This window comes from Vibrio owensii CAIM 1854 = LMG 25443, from assembly GCF_000817815.1.
Classification (GTDB): domain Bacteria; phylum Pseudomonadota; class Gammaproteobacteria; order Enterobacterales; family Vibrionaceae; genus Vibrio; species Vibrio owensii.
In genome coordinates this window covers 39,723-58,343 of sequence record NZ_JPRD01000013.1, presented here as the reverse complement: position 1 = coordinate 58,343, position 18,621 = coordinate 39,723, and the positions used below count along the sequence as shown (strand labels likewise).

Below are 18,621 nucleotides of genomic sequence, written 5' to 3'. Positions count from 1 at the left end.
ACGCATTGTTTAATATTTACTCATCGAGGTTGATACGACTCAAATACGCGACATAGATCGGAATTTATTTTGACTACTAAAATATAATGTTCGCGCGAAACACCCATTTTTATAAATATAAGAGCCAACGATACCTTTATGCTTAAGAATTTATCTTTGAAGAACAAGCTGGCGATTTCTGCCAGTGCTGCCATCATCCTCGGGGGAGTGTTGGTGGAGGGGCTGTCTTTCCGTGATGCTTTGGAGCGACTTGATGTTGAAGTCGCGCAACGCCTAGAAAGTACCAGCGCATCTTACAACCAATATGTGAGCGATTGGCTGCTGTCGAAAGAGCGCGCACTCACATCACTGTCACAAGATGCTGAGAAATCCGCCATTGTGACCCACCTAAAACAAGTTCGTGATTCTGCTGCGTTTGATAACGTCTTCCTTGCGTATCCAGACGGTTCTCAAGACAACGCGAACGGTGTTGTCCTGCCACCGGGTAACGACGACCCTCGTCAATGGGGTTGGTACACCAACGCTATCGCAAACCCTTCGAAAGTCTTTATGGACAACCCTACTGTCGCTGCAGCAACTGGCGCGAACGTGGTGTCTTTGGGTAAGGCGTTGCAACTTCACGGTCAAACCAGCGTGCTAGGTGCAGACGTGGAAATCGGTGACATCCTAAATAGCCTGAACCAAGTGATTCTGCCTGGTGAAGGTTATATGTTTATCGCCAACGACCAAGGCAATATCTTCACCCACAATGACAGCAAACTGCTTAACCAACCTGTCAGCAAATTGGGGCTGAACAACAGCGATATCACAGCGGCAGCAAGTTCTGGTCAAGATCGTACTGTGTCCATCAACGGCAAAGACTTCGTGGTTTACGCGAAAGCCATTGACGGTACTAAGCTAACAACGGTCACGGTTCTGGATAATGACTCTTTGGTTGCCCCACTTTACGACGCAGTTTGGGGCCAAATCATCGCGACAACGATCGTAGTGATCATCTGTGTGGCCTTGTTTAATCTGCTGTGTAACATCCTATTCCGTCCGCTTTACAACGTTTCTAATGCTCTATCGCAAATCGCCAATGGTAGCGGTGATTTAACTCAGCGCATCAAAGTCGAGAACCGTGATGAGGTGGGTGAATTGGCAGAGAACTTCAATCAGTTCGTTGCCAGCCTTCAGCAACTTATCGGCCACATTCGTCACCAAGCGGAAGACTTGAATCATCAGTCAGAGCTGAGCACCAAACGTGCAAACCAATCCGTTGACGAGCTCAACCACCAGCAACAAGAAATCACACTTGTGGCAACGGCAGTGACGGAAATGGCTTCTGCGACGCAAGAGATCGCTTCTCATGCTGAGCAAACGGCGAAAGTGGCACAGGACTCTTCCGTGAGCACACAAAATGGTCATGCGTTGGTAGTGAACACCAAAGACTCGATAAACAATCTGTCTTCGGAAGTGAACCAAGCCAGCGGCGTGATCAGTGAACTAAACCAACATGCTCAAGACATCAATACCGTGCTGTCGACCATTCGTGACATTGCAGAGCAGACTAACCTACTTGCATTGAACGCCGCGATCGAAGCCGCGCGTGCAGGCGAACAAGGCCGTGGTTTTGCTGTGGTTGCGGATGAGGTGCGTGTTCTATCTCAACGCACTCATACATCGACAGAAGAGATCAAATCCACCATCGAAACGCTACAACGCACAACTCAGCGTGCTGTTACTTTGATGGAACGCAGCTCTGAACTAGCAATAGGCTCGGTAGAAGATGCTGACCGTGCTTCTCAAGCGTTGGATGAAATCAACTCGGCAGTGGCGATGATCAGCGATATGGCAACACAAATCGCCACCGCCGCGGAAGAGCAAACCCACGTGACCAATGAAATCACTCAAAACGTTACTTCAATCAAAGACGTGACGGATCACTTGGTTATCGGTGCAGAAGAGTCGATGAATCAGTCATCTGAGTCGAAATCTCAAGCAGAAGATCTCAACTCGAAAGTGGCAACCTTCAAACTGGCGTAAAACCCAATTCAACCATTAATTTCAAACCCCGCCATGTTGCGGGGTTTGTTGTTTTTCTCGCCTGTAAATTCGGCTTAATTTGACCCGAAAGCCCCGAATAACCGTACTTAAAAGCAACACAATCAACATTATCGCCTATCAACACCAGTAAGTTCCTCAGAGAGCAGGATAGGCAAAACTTTTAGGGAAACGGCTTTTCAACCTTATTCAGAAACTTTGAAGGGGTGCGCTTATGAATCTTATGAACCTACCCAAAAAACGGGGCAAATGGAACCTAGAACTGTGCAAGCAAAGTGCAGCAAAATTCAAGACTCGCACGGAGTGGTGTGAGGGATGCAAAGCGGCTTACAGCGCGGCTTATCGCAACGGCTGGCTCGACCAATGTTGCGCTCATATGCAGCGCGTTGGCCTGAAATGGACGTACGAAAAGTGCAAACAAAGCGCCTCTAAATACAAGACTCGCTCTGCATGGAATCATGGCTGTAAGAGCGCCTACCATGCCGCCAGAAAAAACGGCTGGGTAGAAGATTGCTGCGCCCACATGCTCCCTTCTCGAACTGGGAAAAAGTGGACGTTTGAAACCTGCGCTGAAAACGCCAAACGGTACAAAACTCGCTCAGACTGGCAGCGCGGATGCAGCGGCGCTTACAACGCGGCTAACCGTAACGGTTGGCTAGAAGACTGCTGCGTCCACATGAAACCAATCGAACTCAAGTGGAACTTATCAGCCTGTATCCAAAGCGCCCGACCATTCAAAACTCGTACGGAATGGATTAGCCATTGTAAAAGCGCCTATCAAGCGGCAAGAAATCGAGGGTGGCTAGAGCAATGTTGCGCTCATATGGGCGAACCAAGAACACAAAAGAAATGGACGTTGGATGCCTGCATGAGAAGCGCGGCAGATTACAAAACACGAACAGCGTGGCAAGAAGGATGCAGCGGAGCCTACTTCGCCGCTCACCGAAATAACTGGATGAAAAGGTGCTGCGCCCACATGCGTTCTGCACGTTCAAAATGGACGCTTAAGATCTGTAAAGGCAGCGCGTCCTATTTCTCAAGTAAACGAGATTGGCTGCGCTGTTGTCGAGGTGCTTACAATGCCGCTCACCGTAACGGTTGGCTTGCAGAATGCTGCTCACACATGGAAAGACCGCGAGCAGCATGAGGAAACTACTTCGCAGCCGCGCCTGTGAGCTTACTCAGCACACCACTGACTTTGGTCAACACCTCTTCACACCCTTCAATCTTGTGGCGCTCTTTTAGATACATAGGGTTGTTGTAAGCTAGCCAAGTTTTGCCTTCTGCATCTTCATAAACCAACACTTTTTGCGGCAAATCGATCGCGACTTCTTGAGCGCATTGCATCAACGGCGTGCCCACTTTGGGATTACCAAACACAATCACTTCGGTTGGTCTTAGATCCATATCGACCTTAGCCGCATTCTCTTGGTGATTCACACGCGCAAACACGTTTAAGCCCTTACTTTGCGCGATTTCGACAAACTTATTCGCCGTATCTTGCACCGAATGTTGACTCTCGACTCGTACCACACTTTCTTCTGCCAAAGAGGAAAATGACGCCAACACTGCGACCAATCCTACTGTTATTGCTTTTACCATCTGCTGATTCCTTATGCTTCGATCTCACTACCCAAAAACTATAGAAGCCAAGACCCAGACTCGCGACCTGCACGTGTCTGATTTTCGGCTTTCCTTATCAACAATAGACCGACCCAGAGTGAAAATTGATTCAGATTAATAAAGCGTTAATCAGTCCAACATTAAAACCGTGAAGCACATAAAATACGTGACCTATTTTACTGAGTAAGAGATAACTAGTGACACGCGATCAATTTGAGTTATTAGCCCCGGGCGGCGATCTGGATTCCATCAAAGCAGCCATTGCTGCGGGTGCCGATGCTATCTACTGCGGACTAGACCGTTTTAATGCCCGCAACCGAGCGACCAACCTCACTTTAGATAACTTGAATGGCGTGCTGACGCTAGCTCATCAGCACAACTGTAAGATCTTCCTGACTCTGAACGTATTGATACTGGAAAGCGAAATCCCAGCCATCGTGCGTTTGCTCAGCCAGTTAAACACCACCGCAATTGATGGCGTGATCGTGCAAGATCTTGGTTTGGCTTACATTCTCAAGAATCATTTCCCAGATCTAGACGTACACGCTTCAACTCAGCTCAACACGCACAACGAAGGACAGATCTTGTTCCTTAATCAGTTGACGGCGAGCCGCGTAAACCTCTCTCGTGAACTGAACATCAATGAGATCAAGCACCTGGCTCAGTTTGGTCGTGAGCATGACGTGATGATGGAAGTGTTTGTGCATGGCTCTTACTGCATTGGTTTCTCTGGCATCTGTTACATCAGCTCTGCGCGCAACGGTGCTTCGGGCAACCGTGGTCGCTGCAGCCAGCCTTGTCGTGAGCAATACGAAACCACCAAAACAGGCAACAGCTACCCTCTCAACATGAAGGACAACTCGGCATTTGGCGATCTAGAAGCGCTTGCCGATGCGGGCGTGTATTCGTTGAAAGTGGAAGGCCGCATTAAGAAATCTCACTACGTTTACACCGTGGTCGATAACTGGCGTAAACAGATTGATCGCTTGTGTGATGGCGTAGAACTGTCAAACGACACCACAGAGTTGTATACCGTATTTAACCGCGATTTCTCTAACGCGTTTTTGCAAGGCGATTTCGGTAAAGCGATGTACATCGACAACCCTCGCGATCACGCCGTAAAACACTTCTCGAAGATCTACAAATGCGAATCCGCCGATGATGTGCAAGGCGTGAAGAAGAAGCTCTACGACGACAAAACCGCAATCATTGAGAAGGTTGCAGAGAAGACTCAAGATTTTGATGTGACTTCAGAGCAAGCCTCTGGCAGCAGCCTAAAAGGCGCGATTGATGTACCGACTTTGCCGACGCTGCCTCAACCAGATATGCGCGAAGGCGCTCCGAAGCTATCTGTATTGATTTCATCCGTAGAAGACACCGCACTATGCGAAGACAGCAATGTCGATGTGTATTTCCAGCTACCAATGGGATTGGCGGGTGAACTGAATGCGATGATTGAGTTGTTCCAAGCAAACCCAAGATTGAAACCTTGGTTCCCTGCTATTTTGATTGGTGACGATTACCAAGCCGCACGAGCATTCTTAGAGGCAGTGAAGCCAGAATTATTGATCACCAATAACTCTGGCGTGGGCATGTTGGCTCAAGAGCTGGGATTAGGTTGGGTTGCAGGCCCGCAAATGAACACGGTGAACTCGTACTCGTTCAAATGTTTGCAAGAAGAGTTCGCCGCAAGCGGTGCGTTTATCTCTAACGAGCTGAACATGAAGCAGATGCGCCACATTAAGCGCCCACACAACATGCGCAGCTACTACAGCGTTTACCACCCGAACACACTGCTCACCAGTCGCCAATGTTTGTTCCAACAAACCGAAGGTTGCCGCAAAATTAAGGTCAACAAAGGCTGTTTGAAGCGTTGTGACAAGCGCACATCGATCATCAACCTAAAAGACAACCCGTATGTGGTGCAAAAACAAAAAGGCAGTCACAACTCGATCTACAGCGAGCACAACGTGTTGAACCTACAAGTGCTGCAAGATTTGCCGCAACTGTTAACTGACGTATTGATCGACCTGCGCGACATCCAGACAGAAACCAAAGTCACGATGACCAAACCTGAATTGATCGATGCCTTTACCGCTCTGCTGAATGAACACAATGAGCAGCATGTTGAAGCACTTAATACCATGATTCACCCAACGGCAAACGCTCAATACTTGAAAGGCTTGTAACGGAATCTCATCAGATTCAACTGCACAATTTATGGAAGACTTATGCACCCAATGAAGCAAGAAACACTGAGCTACTTTGATGATTTGAACTACAACGTGATGGCGCAAACGGAAGCGGTTTATGAGCTCAAACAAAACCGCACAGGTTTAACTGTAGAGCTTAACTTCTCTGTACTTGGTAAAGGCGAATTACCTGCAGGAAGCGAACAAAGAACCGATAAGAAGCTGTATTTCATTGATATTGAAGACATTGAGCGCATTGGGTTTGAAGCACTCGAACCGTTCGTGACTAGACTTGGTGAACATTGCTCTATGGTGGTGTTTGAAGAAGAGTTCTTTGAACAAAGCATGAAAGAGATGTGGAAGTTCCTATCGAACGATCCGCGTGATCGTGATGTTTTCAACGACAGTAAGTTTTATCGGGCTTAACCCTTTCAAGGCGATTTTGCTCTTGATTTTTATCTCTTGGATGGCCGTTTTGAACACCAAAATCGCCATCCAATTTATCACTTTATCCCGCTTGTTCTGACTCTGTACCAGCCTATTTTTGGGCTCAAGATCCACTTTTCTCATCGTATTAGCAATTCATTTTATTCGCCCCAACAATGCTCTCCCATCCAACCAAAAGTATTAATCAAGTAAATACTCTAACCACTAATAATTGACATCAATATTCATCCCAATCAATAAATTAGCTCAGTTTATAAACCTAAGTGCATATGGTGATTTTTTTCTGAATCGGCCTTCAAATTTTGAGTTGTTTCTTTTCATTTGTAACTGGATGTAAGCAAAAAATATGAGTGATTTCGGCAGTGGTTAGATCAAGGGGCTTCCCTCTCTTTGTGACGTTTGCTTAGTGTTTGAAGTCCTCGCCGGAAATCCCCCACGAATAGAAAATCAACAAGGACAGTCACTTAGCTTTTTAAAGCAAGTGATGAGGATTCAACAATGAAGAAAACAACAATCAGTTTGATGGTAACAGCGGTGCTCATGGGTTCCCCAATCATGGCCACCTCTGCACTCGGCGCAACACAAGAAAACATCATAACGGCCGCTCAAAGCGAGTCAGTCTCTGCCACGATAACCGTGCCACAGGTTGACCAGTGGTACTCACAAGCGCAGGTCGATTTGAAGAATATCTCAGGTCAGCAATTAGACTTGGCGGACGCAGAGATTTGGGTTACCTCAGACAAAGACGCGACGGTGAATAGCTCATGGGGCGCACCTTTTAATGTCAGCAGCCCTGCTCCTAATACGTTTGTCTTTACTCATGACAGCACGTCACAAATTCTAAACGATGGTCAAACAGCTCAAATCTTCTTTGGTCTTAATGCTACCAATGGTGATTACATCGATGGAAACGACGTGCATGTCGAGAAGGTGATCATCAAGAATGATCCTGCGCTTCAAGGCAAGATCACCTTACAGGCACCAAGTGCACCACATGCCAGCCTAGCCGCAGCCTCGATTTTGGTCGAGGGTGAAAACTACAGTGAGACCGTGTCTGTACCGTGGGGAAGCAGCTTTGTGCTTGAGCACCTCCAAGATGGTGAGTATCAAGTCACCGCGCAAGACGTAACGAGCGAAATGGGGATTGCCCACGCCTCCTCGCCAACCTCAACCGTGACTGTCGATAGCGATGCAACACAGCCTAGTGTCTCCGTGCAGTACGATGCGTTTATCTACTACGCGACCATCTCGCTCACCATGCCTGCACTGGATGGCATTACGGCAAGCCTAACCACAGATGCCACCGTGAAAGCGGCAGGCACGCAAGACGTTGAACGCAGCCTAGTGGTGCCATTTGGCGGCGAGATCGACATCAGCAAACTGCTTGATAACCACAAATACGATCTCTCCTACTCACCGATTACGGTGAACAACGTGCTTTACCAACCGAGCGACAACCTCGATGTATTGGTCAACAAAGACACGGCGACAGAAATCAGCACCAACATCGTTGAAACGCCTATCGCGAGTGACGACTTCACTACCGTTCAAGCAAGCATTGTCGACTTACCTCAAGAAGCGATGCCAATTGTGCTCAACCTTGTCGCGAAAGATGGCTCTAGTCGCTACAGCTACGAAATTACTAGCTCGCCATTCACCTTACCTGACGACGTTAAGCCGGGTGAGTACGATATCCAAATCGATTCGGTGTTTGCTGGAGACACGCGTTACGCCTACGACGGTGATGACTCTGTTTCTGTCACGCAAAGCGATGCTCCGTTGTTGCTGACGCTGCCATTCCGCGAAGCGATGAGCCTTGCAGTCAAAGGCTTCCCAGATTACGTAGCAAACGGCACGGTGACGAACGACAGCGAACAGACCACCAATGAAATCGGCGCAACCAAGGTCAACGCCATCTTCAAGTATGCTGGCTTGAGTGGTTCTGGTGATCCGGGGGTAATCCTGCCGAAAGACGAGCTTCCGCTGCATAGAACCTACGCGAACGCACAAAGCGCTTCAGATCTTTCAGGCCATCACGTTCTGCCAGTGATGGTGGTTTACACCGCAAACGCAAGTGGTGGTGCAAGCTGGACAGACTTAGTCGATGATGAATTGCTCTACAAACATTACGCGACCTTCATTACTCAAGCCATTGCGGCGCAAGAGTACGCGGCTGGTGATGGCAGCTCACCAATGTCGTTTGTACTTAACCCTGACTTCTTAGGTGAACTACAGAAAAATCCAAGCCATGTGGACGATCTAAACCAAGCGGGCGCGGTCAATGTGAATGATCAACTCGCTCGTGCGTTGGATTACATGAAGACGACCTACGGTTATCAACCACCAGTAGCCGTTCCTCAATTCGAGAACACGCTGAAAGGCTACATTGCGTCACTTAACTTCATCATGAATGGCTTGGCAGAAGACGTAACTTACGGCTGGCAAATCAACTTGTGGGCGGTAGGCTCTGCCAACTGGATTCACCAGACCGACGACCAATCTGCTGACAAAGGCCAAGAAGTGGCGAACTTCGTCAACTCGCTGGATGTTTACACTGGCGCTTACCAACCAGATTACATTGTGTTCGACAAATATGAGCGCGACGGTTTCGGCTCAGAAGCGATCGCGAACTACGCGTACAACGCCACCAGCTGGACGCGTTACCTATCTTATGTGAAAACCATCAGTGATGGCGTTGAGTCTCCGGCCATGATTTGGCAAATCCCAGGTGGCCACATGCCGACTCAAGATGAAGGCAATACACTGATCAACGTAGAGCATGAAGCGTCTGGTGGCTCTTACTTTATGGGTGATGCGCGCATCGGCACGGATATCAACAACGTACGTACTGGCCTACTCGACAAGCAGCTCAATCCAACCACTTACAACGGTGCGAGTAACGTTCGCGAATTGTTAGAAAAAGACGCAGGCTACGACTGGTCTCATGTGGCTATGCAAGATCTACCAGCAAGCAACGTGTTTGCCTTACTTTGGGGTGGTGGCTCAACTACGGCGGTCGTTACCATTGGCTCAAACGGCACAGACAACGGCTGGCTAGACAACAAAGTCGACGCTTACGCGCAAAATCCAACGTGTTTGGTTGGCAACGATTGTGACGGCTCAATTTGGGGCGGTGACGGCGGCGATAAGCCACCAGTCGACAATAATCCACCAAGCGTTTCACTGTCTCCGAACTATCAAGTGAACAGCGGCGAAAGCGTGACCATTACCGCTAACGCCTCTGATCCGGATGGTGGCTCGATTAGCTATCAATGGACTGTCCCTTCTGACCTGACGGTTGTCGGCGACGCCAATAGCGACACGCTAGTGGTAACGGCTCCGGTCACAGACCCAGACCTCACTTTCTCGATTTCAGTGCAGGTTTCTGATGGCGAGCTAAATGCCTCAGATTCAACGTCATTGAAAGTCATTGGTGATAACAGCGGTGGCGGTGATGGCATTTGTGCCGACATCCCAGAGTTCGAGCAAAGACAGTACCAACCGGGCGAACAAGTGACCTACCAAGGCAGCTTGTATGAAGCCGACCGTTGGACAGACTCGACTCTCACTCCTGCTGACCCATACTCAGGCTGGACATTGATTGACAGCTGCTCGTAACAGGCTGATTAATCAGCATTAACCATCCAAATTCATAACATTCGATACCGTCTTGATAGGCGGTATCTTTTTTGTTTTAACGATACCATTCTTTAGGAATCAAAAAGCCCATCACTCGTTCAAACAAGTGATGGGATAAATGCGGGACACAGTAAAAGACTTAAACCAGTGTCGCGCCTTTGAAAGCGCCAATCGGAGCAATTTCATCAAGCTTCGCAAGCGTTTCTTGGCTCAAAGTGACGTTTAGAGCACCCAAGTTTTCATCAATGCGAGAGGTTTTACGACTACCCGGAATTGGGATGATGTTATCGCCTTGCGCGACCAACCATGCCAAAGCAAGTTGTGCCGGAGTGATGTTATACTCAGCAGCAATGTTCTTGATCTCTTCTAAGCGCGCTAAATTGCTTGTGAAGTTATCGCCCTGCATTTTTGGGTTGTTGTTGCGAAAATCATTTTCGTCCAACTCTTTGACCTGACCAGTCAGAAAACCAGCACCAAGTGGCGACCAACAAACCAGCGCAGCACCGATTTGGTTTACCGCAGGTAGGATGTCCGTTTCCGCTTCACGACGGAACAGTGAGTATTCATATTGCACCGCCGAGATTGGGTGGATTTCATTAGCGCGCAACACTTGCTCCGCTGTAACGTTAGACAGACCAATCGCTTTTACTTTCCCCGCTTTCACAGCGTCTGCCATTGCAGCGACCGTTTCTTCAAGCGGAATTTGTGGATCTAGGTAGTGTGCGTAAAGTAGGTCAATTTGTTCCACACCCAAACGCTCTAAACTGTTATCAATCGCACGAGCAACATACTCTTTTGTACCATTGATGGTTAAAGGAAATCCCCAACCAGTGTCTAGCGTGCTACCTGTTTGGCCTTCTTCAAATACGATGCCAAATTTGGTCGCAATAAACGCTTTTTGATTGGTTTGCGCGATGGCTTTTTTGATCAAATCTTCGTTGTGTCCTGCACCGTAAGCGTCAGCAGTGTCGATCATCATGCCTTGTTCAATAGCATGAACCAGAGTTTGCACCGCCACTGCGTCATCACTCTCACCGTAATAGCCCTCAAGACCCATTGCGCCGTAACCGATTTGTTTGATTGCTGCAAAGTTGCTATTTGACATGATTCTTCTCCAATTCTCTTGCTGCTGACCTCAGCAACAAAACGCAATTTGTGTGTTTCGAGTCGCCCCGATTGCTTGGTAATAAGATTAGCAACGCTTGGAAAAGGAAGATTGAAGATTGTTGCCTGAAGATTTGTACTTTATTGCACAGCGATAATACAAACCTTCAGGTCAGATTAGATACACAACATACTGCGAATGATTCGGTGTGCTTCTACTAAGTCGTCGAGACTGCCAGATGCGATCACTTCTAGTGGCTTTCTACCTTCAAAGAACACGCTTTTGCTTGCGCTGTTCATAAAGGTTTTGCGTTCTTCTGGTTGACGAAAAAGTAGCTGCAAACACTCTTCAATTGCCAAGATATGCTGCTCACGTTGCATCGCTTCTTGTTTATCCATATCGCTTGGTAAAAGCTTGGCGATTTGGTTCTTATTCGCCCCCCACGCGATCAGGGCTTGATGTGTTTTTTCTGAGTTCATAGTGGACTCCCAACTAAGTTGAAAAAGCCGACTTCCGTGTGCAAAAGGAATTAGTACTGACCAATTTTGATCGAAGGTTCTTCAAAGATGGACGTGAGTCGCTGCGCATAATTGTCTAGCTCAGCTTTGCGTTCGTCTTCCGTTTTTCTTGCAGGGCCAAACACCTTATGCGGCTCAAGCACAGAGAAACCATTGAACTCAAACACACCGCGATGAATTGGGCGAAGAATCGCATCCAAATCACCATTCCACCCGTCTTTAACATACAGCTCTTCTGGGCCACCCATGGTGACACTGACCATGGCTTTTTTGCCTTTGTAAACGCCATTTTCATAGAAGCGACCGCCGCCATAGGTGCGCCCCATTGCAAACACACGATCCACCCAACCTTTGAGCATCGCTGGCATCCCAAACCACCAAAGTGGGAATTGGAAGATCACCAGATCACACCATTCGAGCTTTTGAATTTCAGCCTCAATCTCGGGTGCGAAGCCATCATTATCGGTCGCGTACATCTCTTCTAACTGCTGTTTGAAGAACTCCGGATCATTGGTCGTCGTGAAGTTATGGCGACCCGAAACAGGATCAAAGTTCATCGCGTGTAAGTCCGATGTTTTGACCTTATGCCCTTCACCTTCTAACGCGTCAATTGCCGTTTGGAACATTGCGCCATTAAAGCTCTTCGGTTCTGGGTGCCAATAAACAACAAGTACATTCATTATTTGTTCTCCAATAATTCAACAATCTCGGCGTAGTGGTATTCTTTCGCGAGGCCGAGTGGTGTTTTGCCGTCAAAGCCTTTTAGTGCCACCTCTGCTCCCGCTTCAATAAGGGCTTTCGCCGCATCGGTGTGTCCGTGCCAAACCGCATCATGTAAAGGGGTGTAGCCATTGTTTGGCCCTTGCGTGTTTAACGTTTCATGGAATCCAGCGTAGTTAGCCAGCAAGCGAATCACATCAGCACGACCGTTGTAGGCGGCTTTATGCAGTGGGATCGCCTTCATGTAGTGATCGGGAATGGTTTGGTCACCCCCTTTTTCCATCAACAAACGTAAGCTCTGGGTATGGCCATCACGTGCGGCAACCATTACTGCCGTGTGTTCGTCATTTCCCGATGCATCGACTGGTGATGCTACATTGAGTGTCGACCAATCCTGCAAAGCGTCAAGCGCCGCTGCCATTTGCTCGTCGCTAGATTGCACGTCTGTCACGACTTGATAAGCAGCCAATTGTGCTTGTTTAGCTGCGAATTTTTGTTGGTAGTCGGCGAATATGCCCTCCATGTCTTTGGCTTGGTGCTGACCAAAAACATCACCTCGGCTCGCGCCAAAGTCGACGAGTTGCGCGGCTTTTGCTCCGAAGGTAGAGACAATCTCGGTGTTCACATCTGGTTGCGCGAGCAGCACTTTCACTATGTCTGGTTTACGATGCCAAACCGCCACCATCAAAGGTGTCACGCCATGCTTTGGTGTTTGAAGATTGATAAACGCGCCCGATTCCAACAACTTGCTTACCCACTGCGTTGAGCTTTGTTGCGCGGCAATATGCAGTGGTGCGTTTCCCATCACAGGATCGAGTTGGTTTACGTCTGCACCCTGCTCAATCAATCCAACAAACTGCTCATAGTGATTATCGACAATGCTTTGGTGTAATGCTGGTAAGTTCATGATGACCTCGTTGCTGCTGCGCTTTGCTTCAATGGCGATAGTATTGAACAAAATTTCATTAACCTGTAGGTTGCAAATGGTTACTTTTAAGATGAGTAAAGGTTAATGAAATCACTTCCATCCCAACTTCCTATCTTCATTCAAGTCGCAAAAAACGGCAGCTTTGCCAAAGCAGCCCGAGCGCTGGGGATCTCCGCACCGGCGGTCAGTAAGGCGATCACCAAGCTCGAAGAAGAGTGGCAAGTGAAACTGTTTTTTCGCTCATCTCACTCATTGAGTTTGACGCAAACAGGCCAACAACTTTTCGATGAGTTAACCCCTTCTTTGGAAGCGATTCAAAGCACCATTACACAGCTTTCCGATTGCGCCAGCAGACCATCGTCCCTATCTTGCAGCCTTATTGGGGAGAACCTGCCACCATTTGGGTCTATTATTCTTCAAGGCAGTACTTACCCAATCGAGTTCGTTTGCTTATTGACTACTTGATCGAAAACATACACCGTGTTGCCTAAGGAAGGATGTCATTAAACGCGATGAGAATCCTTGAACACTCGCCTTGCACTGACTACAATGGCGCACTTTTTTTAATGACTTCAAGGTCACAAACATGACAGATACAGCTAAACCAGCTCTACCAGATCGCCTAGCGGGTAACCCACGTAGCCCATTCTTCATCAAAGAATGCTTCGAGCACCAAATCGGTATTCGTATCAACGGTCAAGAGCGTACTGACGTAGAAGAATACTGCATCAGCGAAGGTTGGGTAAAAATTGCTTCTCCTAAAGCAAAAGACCGTTTCGGTAACCCAATGCTAATCAAGCTTAAAGGCGAAGTTGAAGCGTACTACGTGTAAGCTGACTACGCTGAATGTATTTGAAAGCTCGAGTCTGACTCGGGCTTTTTTAATGCCTGTCATATCCCTTCCTCATTTAATCTCTTCCCTCTTCTTTTCAGTACAAGTTATTAAGAAATCGATGTAAATCGCTGTTTTTATCTGATTGTTGTCTAAAGTTTCTAGAGAACTAACTGCAATAGCGATTGCCAAAAGAAACGACACCATTTGAATACAGGGAGCGGAAATGGAAAGCCCACTTGTCACACTCAAACACGCCAGCAAAAGCTTTGTTGATGGCAAAGAGACACATCGCGTGTTGGAAGGGGTCGACTTCACGTTGAACACAGGAGCGAGTGTTGCGTTGACGGGCGCCAGTGGTAGCGGCAAAAGCACCTTACTCAACATCATCGCTGGCTTTGAGCCGCTTTCCGAAGGTGAGTTGTGGTTAGATGGCGATAACACGACGGCTTGGAAAGACCCACAATGGAGCCGATTTCGACACCAAAAACTCGGTGTTATCTTCCAGCAATTCAATCTATTAACGCCGCTCAACGTGCAGCAAAACATCGCCTTCCCTCTGCATTTGAATCAAAAGAAATGGAACGACTGGTGCGATTATTTGGTCGAGACTCTAGGCATCAGTCAACTTCTCGACAGACATGTTTCTGCCCTTTCCGGCGGTCAACAGCAACGAGTCGCTATCGCACGCGCATTGGCACACAAACCTAAGCTTCTACTCGCCGATGAACCCACAGGTAACCTCGACCAAAAAGCGGGGTTAGAAGTGATGAAGCTACTCAGTGAAATCACCACCCAAGGCAATACGGCAGTGCTGTTAGTCACCCACAGTCCTGACTGCGCGGAGTTTATGAAAACACGGCTGCGATTGGATAATAGTCAGCTACAGAACAGTCATCAAGTAAACAAACATGAGCTTCGCCATGAAGCAAGCTAAGCCATCAAATATCAGATTCACTCATACTCGACTCGCCCTGAATCTGTTTGTAGCGCACTATCGGCAGGCGCCACTGCAAGCCGCCGCGATTCTAATCGGTATCGTGCTGGCTGTGACCTTGTTTGTTGCGGTACAAGCTATCAACCTCAATGCCAAGCGCAGTTATGCGGAGTCTACCGAGCAGCTCAGCGCACAAGCTCAGAACTTAATTATTCCACCAGCGGGGCAAAACTATCTGCCCGAATCGCTCTACTTCACCCTTAGACAAAATGGGCTCAGTGCAGCGCTACCTGTAATCGAAGGGCGAGTGAGAGACGAACAAGGGCGTCGCTGGTCAGTGCAAGGTAGCGAGTTGATTGCCGCTATCTCTTCACGTTCTCGCTATTCATCGGATAGTGAACAGAACGTGTCTTTGTTCGACAGTGCTTTACCTTTACCTGAGCTTTTGGCTGGCAAGCCGATCGTAATGATGAGCCAATCTCAACATCAAAACTTAGGGGAGGTAGAAACCCTAACTTTGGACGACATTCCAACCCAAGTGGTGGTGCTACCAGACGAATGGCAGTTAGGTAGCCGGATGTTGATGGACATTGGCTTTGCCCAGCAACTGCTCAATAAACAAGGTCAGCTCAGTTACATTGCAGTTTTCCATTCGGGTGATAAAGGTAATAAAGACAAACAAACAAAATGGCAGAAGCTGGTTGGCGAACATGGACAATGGATTTCCAATAATCAAAGTACAGACCTTGGTTCGCTGACCGACAGCTTTCACCTCAACCTCACGGCAATGAGCTTACTTGCCTTTTTAGTCGGGCTGTTCATCGCTTACAACGGCGTAAAGTACAGCTTGCTGAAACGCAATCGGCTGTTAGTGCAGATTCAACAGGCGGGCGTTGCGCCGAACATTGTGTTCTCTGCGCTGTTAGTTGAACTCACTATTCTCGTTACCATCGGTGCTTCCCTCGGTTTTGTATTGGGCATGCAGCTCAGCCATTGGTTACACCCGACCGTGGCACTAACGCTTGAACAACTTTATGGCGCGACACTGCTGCCCGGCACTTGGCAGTGGCAATGGTGGGCGCAAGCGCTACTGCTCACGTTAGCCGCCACCCTATTAGCATGTTGGCAGCACTTTAAACAGCGAGTGCGTCAGCCGCTTTCCTCTCATGGTGGATTTTATCAAGCACCTGAAGCTTCTAACGAAAACCAATTGTTCGTGATAGGTGCTGCGTTGACGGCTCTCGCACTCGCAGGGTTATGGCTGAGTGAGCATCACCGCTTCACCATGGCGTGGCTCGGCGTGCTTGTGGTGTCGATTCCTTTGTACCTACCCAAAACACTCAGCATGTTAGCCAATTGGTGTGAAAAGCGCACCAGTTCTGGTTTGATGCAGTATCTGTTTGCTGAGCTGCGCGAGCTGATTTCTCCGCTTTCTCTCGCCATGATGGCACTGCTACTCGCCGTTACTGCCAATATGGGGATGAACACGCTAGTGGGTAGCTTCGAGTCCACCCTAAAACAGTGGTTAGAACAAAGGCTACACGCCGATATTTACGTTAGCCCTGCCCAAGGAGAAATCGTTGATGTAGAGCGCGCATTAGGACAGTTCGACAATGTTGAGACCGTCTACAAGCAATACTACGTCGACGATAATCTGCAAGGCTTACCGATTTTGCTTGGCACCAAAGACAAAGACACCTTAGAGCAAACCATGGTGTTCAAATCGCATTTGGATAACTTCTGGCCACGCTTTTACCAAGGTGAGTTAGTCGCTATCAGTGAGCCAACCGCGGTCAAACTGGGTTTATCACTGGGTAGCGAGCTCACGCTTGATGCCGTTCCAAACAAGAACCTGCTTGTGGGTGCGGTATTCCATGATTACGGCTCACCTAACGGTGAAGTCTTATTAGCACCAAAGCTATGGCAAGAGAGCGGCTTTACCGACTTGCCGACAAGCCTTGGCATTAAAGTATCTGGTGACCCACAAATCGTATACGAGCAACTGCGCGAGCAATTGAATCTGCATCCAAGTCAGCTCTACGATCAGGCGCAAATCAAATCCATCGCTTTGGATATATTCTCGCAAACCTTCGCCATTACGCGTGCGCTCAATGGCGTGACGTTGATGGTCGCGGTGATTGGTTTGTTCAGTGCTTGTTTCATGTTACTCGACGCGCGTAAAGCCGCCATTGCAAGGCTGTATGCACTTGGCGTTAGTCGTCGTAAATTAATGACCATGGTGGTCGGACAGATCGTCGCTCTGGTCAGTTTTACTCTGATTATCGCCCTGCCCCTCGCTGCCATGGTGGGTTATGTTCTGACAGACATCGTCACCTTGCGCGCTTTTGGTTGGAGCTTAAATTATCTGTGGAATTGGAGTGATGCCCTCAGTATTGCGGCGATCACCATCTTGGTGGCGGTGATTGCAACCTTGATTCCGCTGTGGCGATTGGTCAGCAAGCCTGTAGTATCCAGTTTGCAAAGCGAGGTGTTGTGATGGTTCGATTAGCAAGCACACTTACTCTATTCATGAGCAGTCTGTTCCTGTTCGGTTGTGAAGATCCCCAACAACAAAATATGGGCACTTTGCTGGGCAGTGGAGATACGCAAAGCGAGAGCAACCTATTCACACCCGTAGAAAAAGGGAATGAACTCACCTTCCCGGCAGACCATCAAGCGCACCCAAACTTTCGTCATGAATGGTGGTACTTAACCGCTAACTTAATTGATGAAGACGGCAACCCACTTGGCGTCCAATGGACACAATTTCGCTTTGCTGCTGCGCCGCCAAAGGACGAAGATGACGTGAAGAAAACCGAGTGGCAAGCTCAACAAATCTACATGGCGCACAGCGCAGTCACGACCGCGGACAAACACTACGCTGATGAAAAATGGTCACGCGCTCAAGCCTCTCTAGCCGGCGTCGACACTTCACCGTTTCGTGTTTACCTCGATGATTGGCAGTGGACTTCTTCAACCAACGACCTATTCCCTGCCACGTTGAAGGCGAGCTCCGAACAGTTTGGCTATTCGCTGACGCTTACCAGCACTGCACCGTATCAAAAGCAAGGCGAGCAAGGGTACAGCACCAAAAGCGCCGATGGTCAGGTGGCTTCGTATTACTACAGCCAACCGTTTATTGATGTGTCCGGTGAGGTCACTATCGACGGCGAAACCCATCAAGTATCCGGCAAAGGTTGGATAGACCGAGAGTGGAGCTCGCAATTCTTACTCGACTCACAACAAGGCTGGGACTGGTTTGCCCTAAGGTTGAGTGACGACACCAGCTTGGTGATGTTCCAATTGCGGGATTCCAAAACCGGAGCAGCCAGTTACTCCAGTGCAAGGCTGATGCAGCAAGATGGTTCTGGCCTCGCTATCCCACAGAAAGACATTCAGCTAGAGGCGACTAAGCAAACAGAAATCCAAGGGCGAACGTATCCAACCCAGTGGCAAGTGTCGATTCCTAACCAGCAAATCGAGCTTACGGTTTCTGCACTCAACCCGAACGCGAAAATGCCCCTTTCGGTGCCTTATTGGGAAGGCCCTGTGCGTATTGATGGATCTCATTCTGGGACTGGTTATATGGAACTCACCGGCTACTGAGGACAAAAATTTTCGTGCGCAATCTTGGTTA

The 18,621-nt window shown here is 48.4% G+C and carries 15 protein-coding genes; 10 read left to right on the top strand and 5 right to left on the bottom strand.

Features of this window, described 5'->3' with window-relative positions:
- Positions 1–138 precede the first annotated feature (138 nt).
- Positions 139–2,025, top strand: a complete 1,887-nt coding sequence (locus H735_RS07540) for a methyl-accepting chemotaxis protein (protein WP_020195578.1) — start codon at positions 139–141, stop codon at positions 2,023–2,025.
- A 232-nt stretch (positions 2,026–2,257) separates the two neighbouring features.
- A complete protein-coding gene (locus H735_RS07535) occupies positions 2,258–3,190 on the top strand; it encodes a hypothetical protein (protein ID WP_020195577.1) in 933 nt (310 codons plus the stop codon).
- A gap of 5 nt (positions 3,191–3,195) precedes the next feature.
- On the opposite strand, the gene H735_RS07530 is transcribed toward H735_RS07535, so the two are convergent.
- Entirely contained in the window at positions 3,196–3,645 is a 450-nt protein-coding gene (locus H735_RS07530) for a DUF302 domain-containing protein (protein WP_020195576.1), read from the bottom strand.
- Between the two features lie 218 nt (positions 3,646–3,863).
- Here H735_RS07530 and H735_RS07525 point away from each other — a divergent pair, with 218 nt between their 5' ends.
- The 3 genes from H735_RS07525 to H735_RS07515 all read left to right on the top strand — a co-directional run bounded on the left by H735_RS07525 (position 3,864) and on the right by H735_RS07515 (position 9,923).
- On the top strand, positions 3,864–5,855 hold the full coding sequence (locus tag H735_RS07525; protein WP_020195575.1) for a U32 family peptidase: 1,992 nt from the start codon (positions 3,864–3,866) through the stop codon (positions 5,853–5,855).
- A gap of 42 nt (positions 5,856–5,897) precedes the next feature.
- Positions 5,898–6,284: a hypothetical protein gene (locus H735_RS07520; RefSeq protein WP_020195574.1), complete on the top strand. Its 387-nt coding sequence runs from the start codon at positions 5,898–5,900 to the stop codon at positions 6,282–6,284.
- A gap of 519 nt (positions 6,285–6,803) precedes the next feature.
- Positions 6,804–9,923, top strand: a complete 3,120-nt coding sequence (locus H735_RS07515; RefSeq protein ID WP_020195573.1) for a PKD domain-containing protein — start codon at positions 6,804–6,806, stop codon at positions 9,921–9,923.
- Between the two features lie 160 nt (positions 9,924–10,083).
- Here H735_RS07515 and H735_RS07510 read toward each other — a convergent pair whose 3' ends face one another.
- The 4 genes from H735_RS07510 to H735_RS07495 form a co-directional block, all read right to left on the bottom strand.
- Positions 10,084–11,049 (bottom strand): aldo/keto reductase, encoded by a 966-nt coding sequence (locus tag H735_RS07510; RefSeq protein WP_020195572.1) that lies wholly within the window; start codon positions 11,047–11,049, stop codon positions 10,084–10,086.
- A gap of 176 nt (positions 11,050–11,225) precedes the next feature.
- Positions 11,226–11,528: a hypothetical protein gene (locus tag H735_RS07505; protein ID WP_020195571.1), complete on the bottom strand. Its 303-nt coding sequence runs from the start codon at positions 11,526–11,528 to the stop codon at positions 11,226–11,228.
- A gap of 50 nt (positions 11,529–11,578) precedes the next feature.
- Positions 11,579–12,247 carry an NAD(P)H-dependent oxidoreductase gene (locus H735_RS07500; RefSeq protein WP_020195570.1) on the bottom strand — a complete coding sequence of 223 codons (669 nt, stop codon included), beginning with the start codon at positions 12,245–12,247 and terminating at the stop codon, positions 11,579–11,581.
- Entirely contained in the window at positions 12,247–13,194 is a 948-nt protein-coding gene (locus tag H735_RS07495) for an ankyrin repeat domain-containing protein (protein WP_027726644.1), read from the bottom strand. The genes H735_RS07500 and H735_RS07495 overlap by 1 nt, the downstream gene beginning before the upstream one ends.
- Positions 13,195–13,299: 105 nt before the next feature.
- Here H735_RS07495 and H735_RS07490 point away from each other — a divergent pair, with 105 nt between their 5' ends.
- The 5 genes from H735_RS07490 (at position 13,300) to H735_RS07470 (ending at position 18,590) form a co-directional block, all read left to right on the top strand.
- Positions 13,300–13,680: a LysR family transcriptional regulator gene (locus tag H735_RS07490; protein ID WP_020195568.1), complete on the top strand. Its 381-nt coding sequence runs from the start codon at positions 13,300–13,302 to the stop codon at positions 13,678–13,680.
- Between the two features lie 121 nt (positions 13,681–13,801).
- Positions 13,802–14,047 carry a DUF3297 family protein gene (locus H735_RS07485; RefSeq protein ID WP_005374689.1) on the top strand — a complete coding sequence of 82 codons (246 nt, stop codon included), beginning with the start codon at positions 13,802–13,804 and terminating at the stop codon, positions 14,045–14,047.
- A 226-nt stretch (positions 14,048–14,273) separates the two neighbouring features.
- Positions 14,274–14,984, top strand: a complete 711-nt coding sequence (locus tag H735_RS07480) for an ABC transporter ATP-binding protein (RefSeq protein ID WP_020195567.1) — start codon at positions 14,274–14,276, stop codon at positions 14,982–14,984.
- Positions 14,971–17,481, top strand: a complete 2,511-nt coding sequence (locus H735_RS07475) for an ABC transporter permease (RefSeq protein WP_020195566.1) — start codon at positions 14,971–14,973, stop codon at positions 17,479–17,481. Before H735_RS07480 ends, H735_RS07475 begins: the two co-directional genes overlap by 14 nt.
- On the top strand, positions 17,481–18,590 hold the full coding sequence (locus H735_RS07470; RefSeq protein ID WP_020195565.1) for a lipocalin-like domain-containing protein: 1,110 nt from the start codon (positions 17,481–17,483) through the stop codon (positions 18,588–18,590). Before H735_RS07475 ends, H735_RS07470 begins: the two co-directional genes overlap by 1 nt.
- Positions 18,591–18,621: the final 31 nt, after the last annotated feature.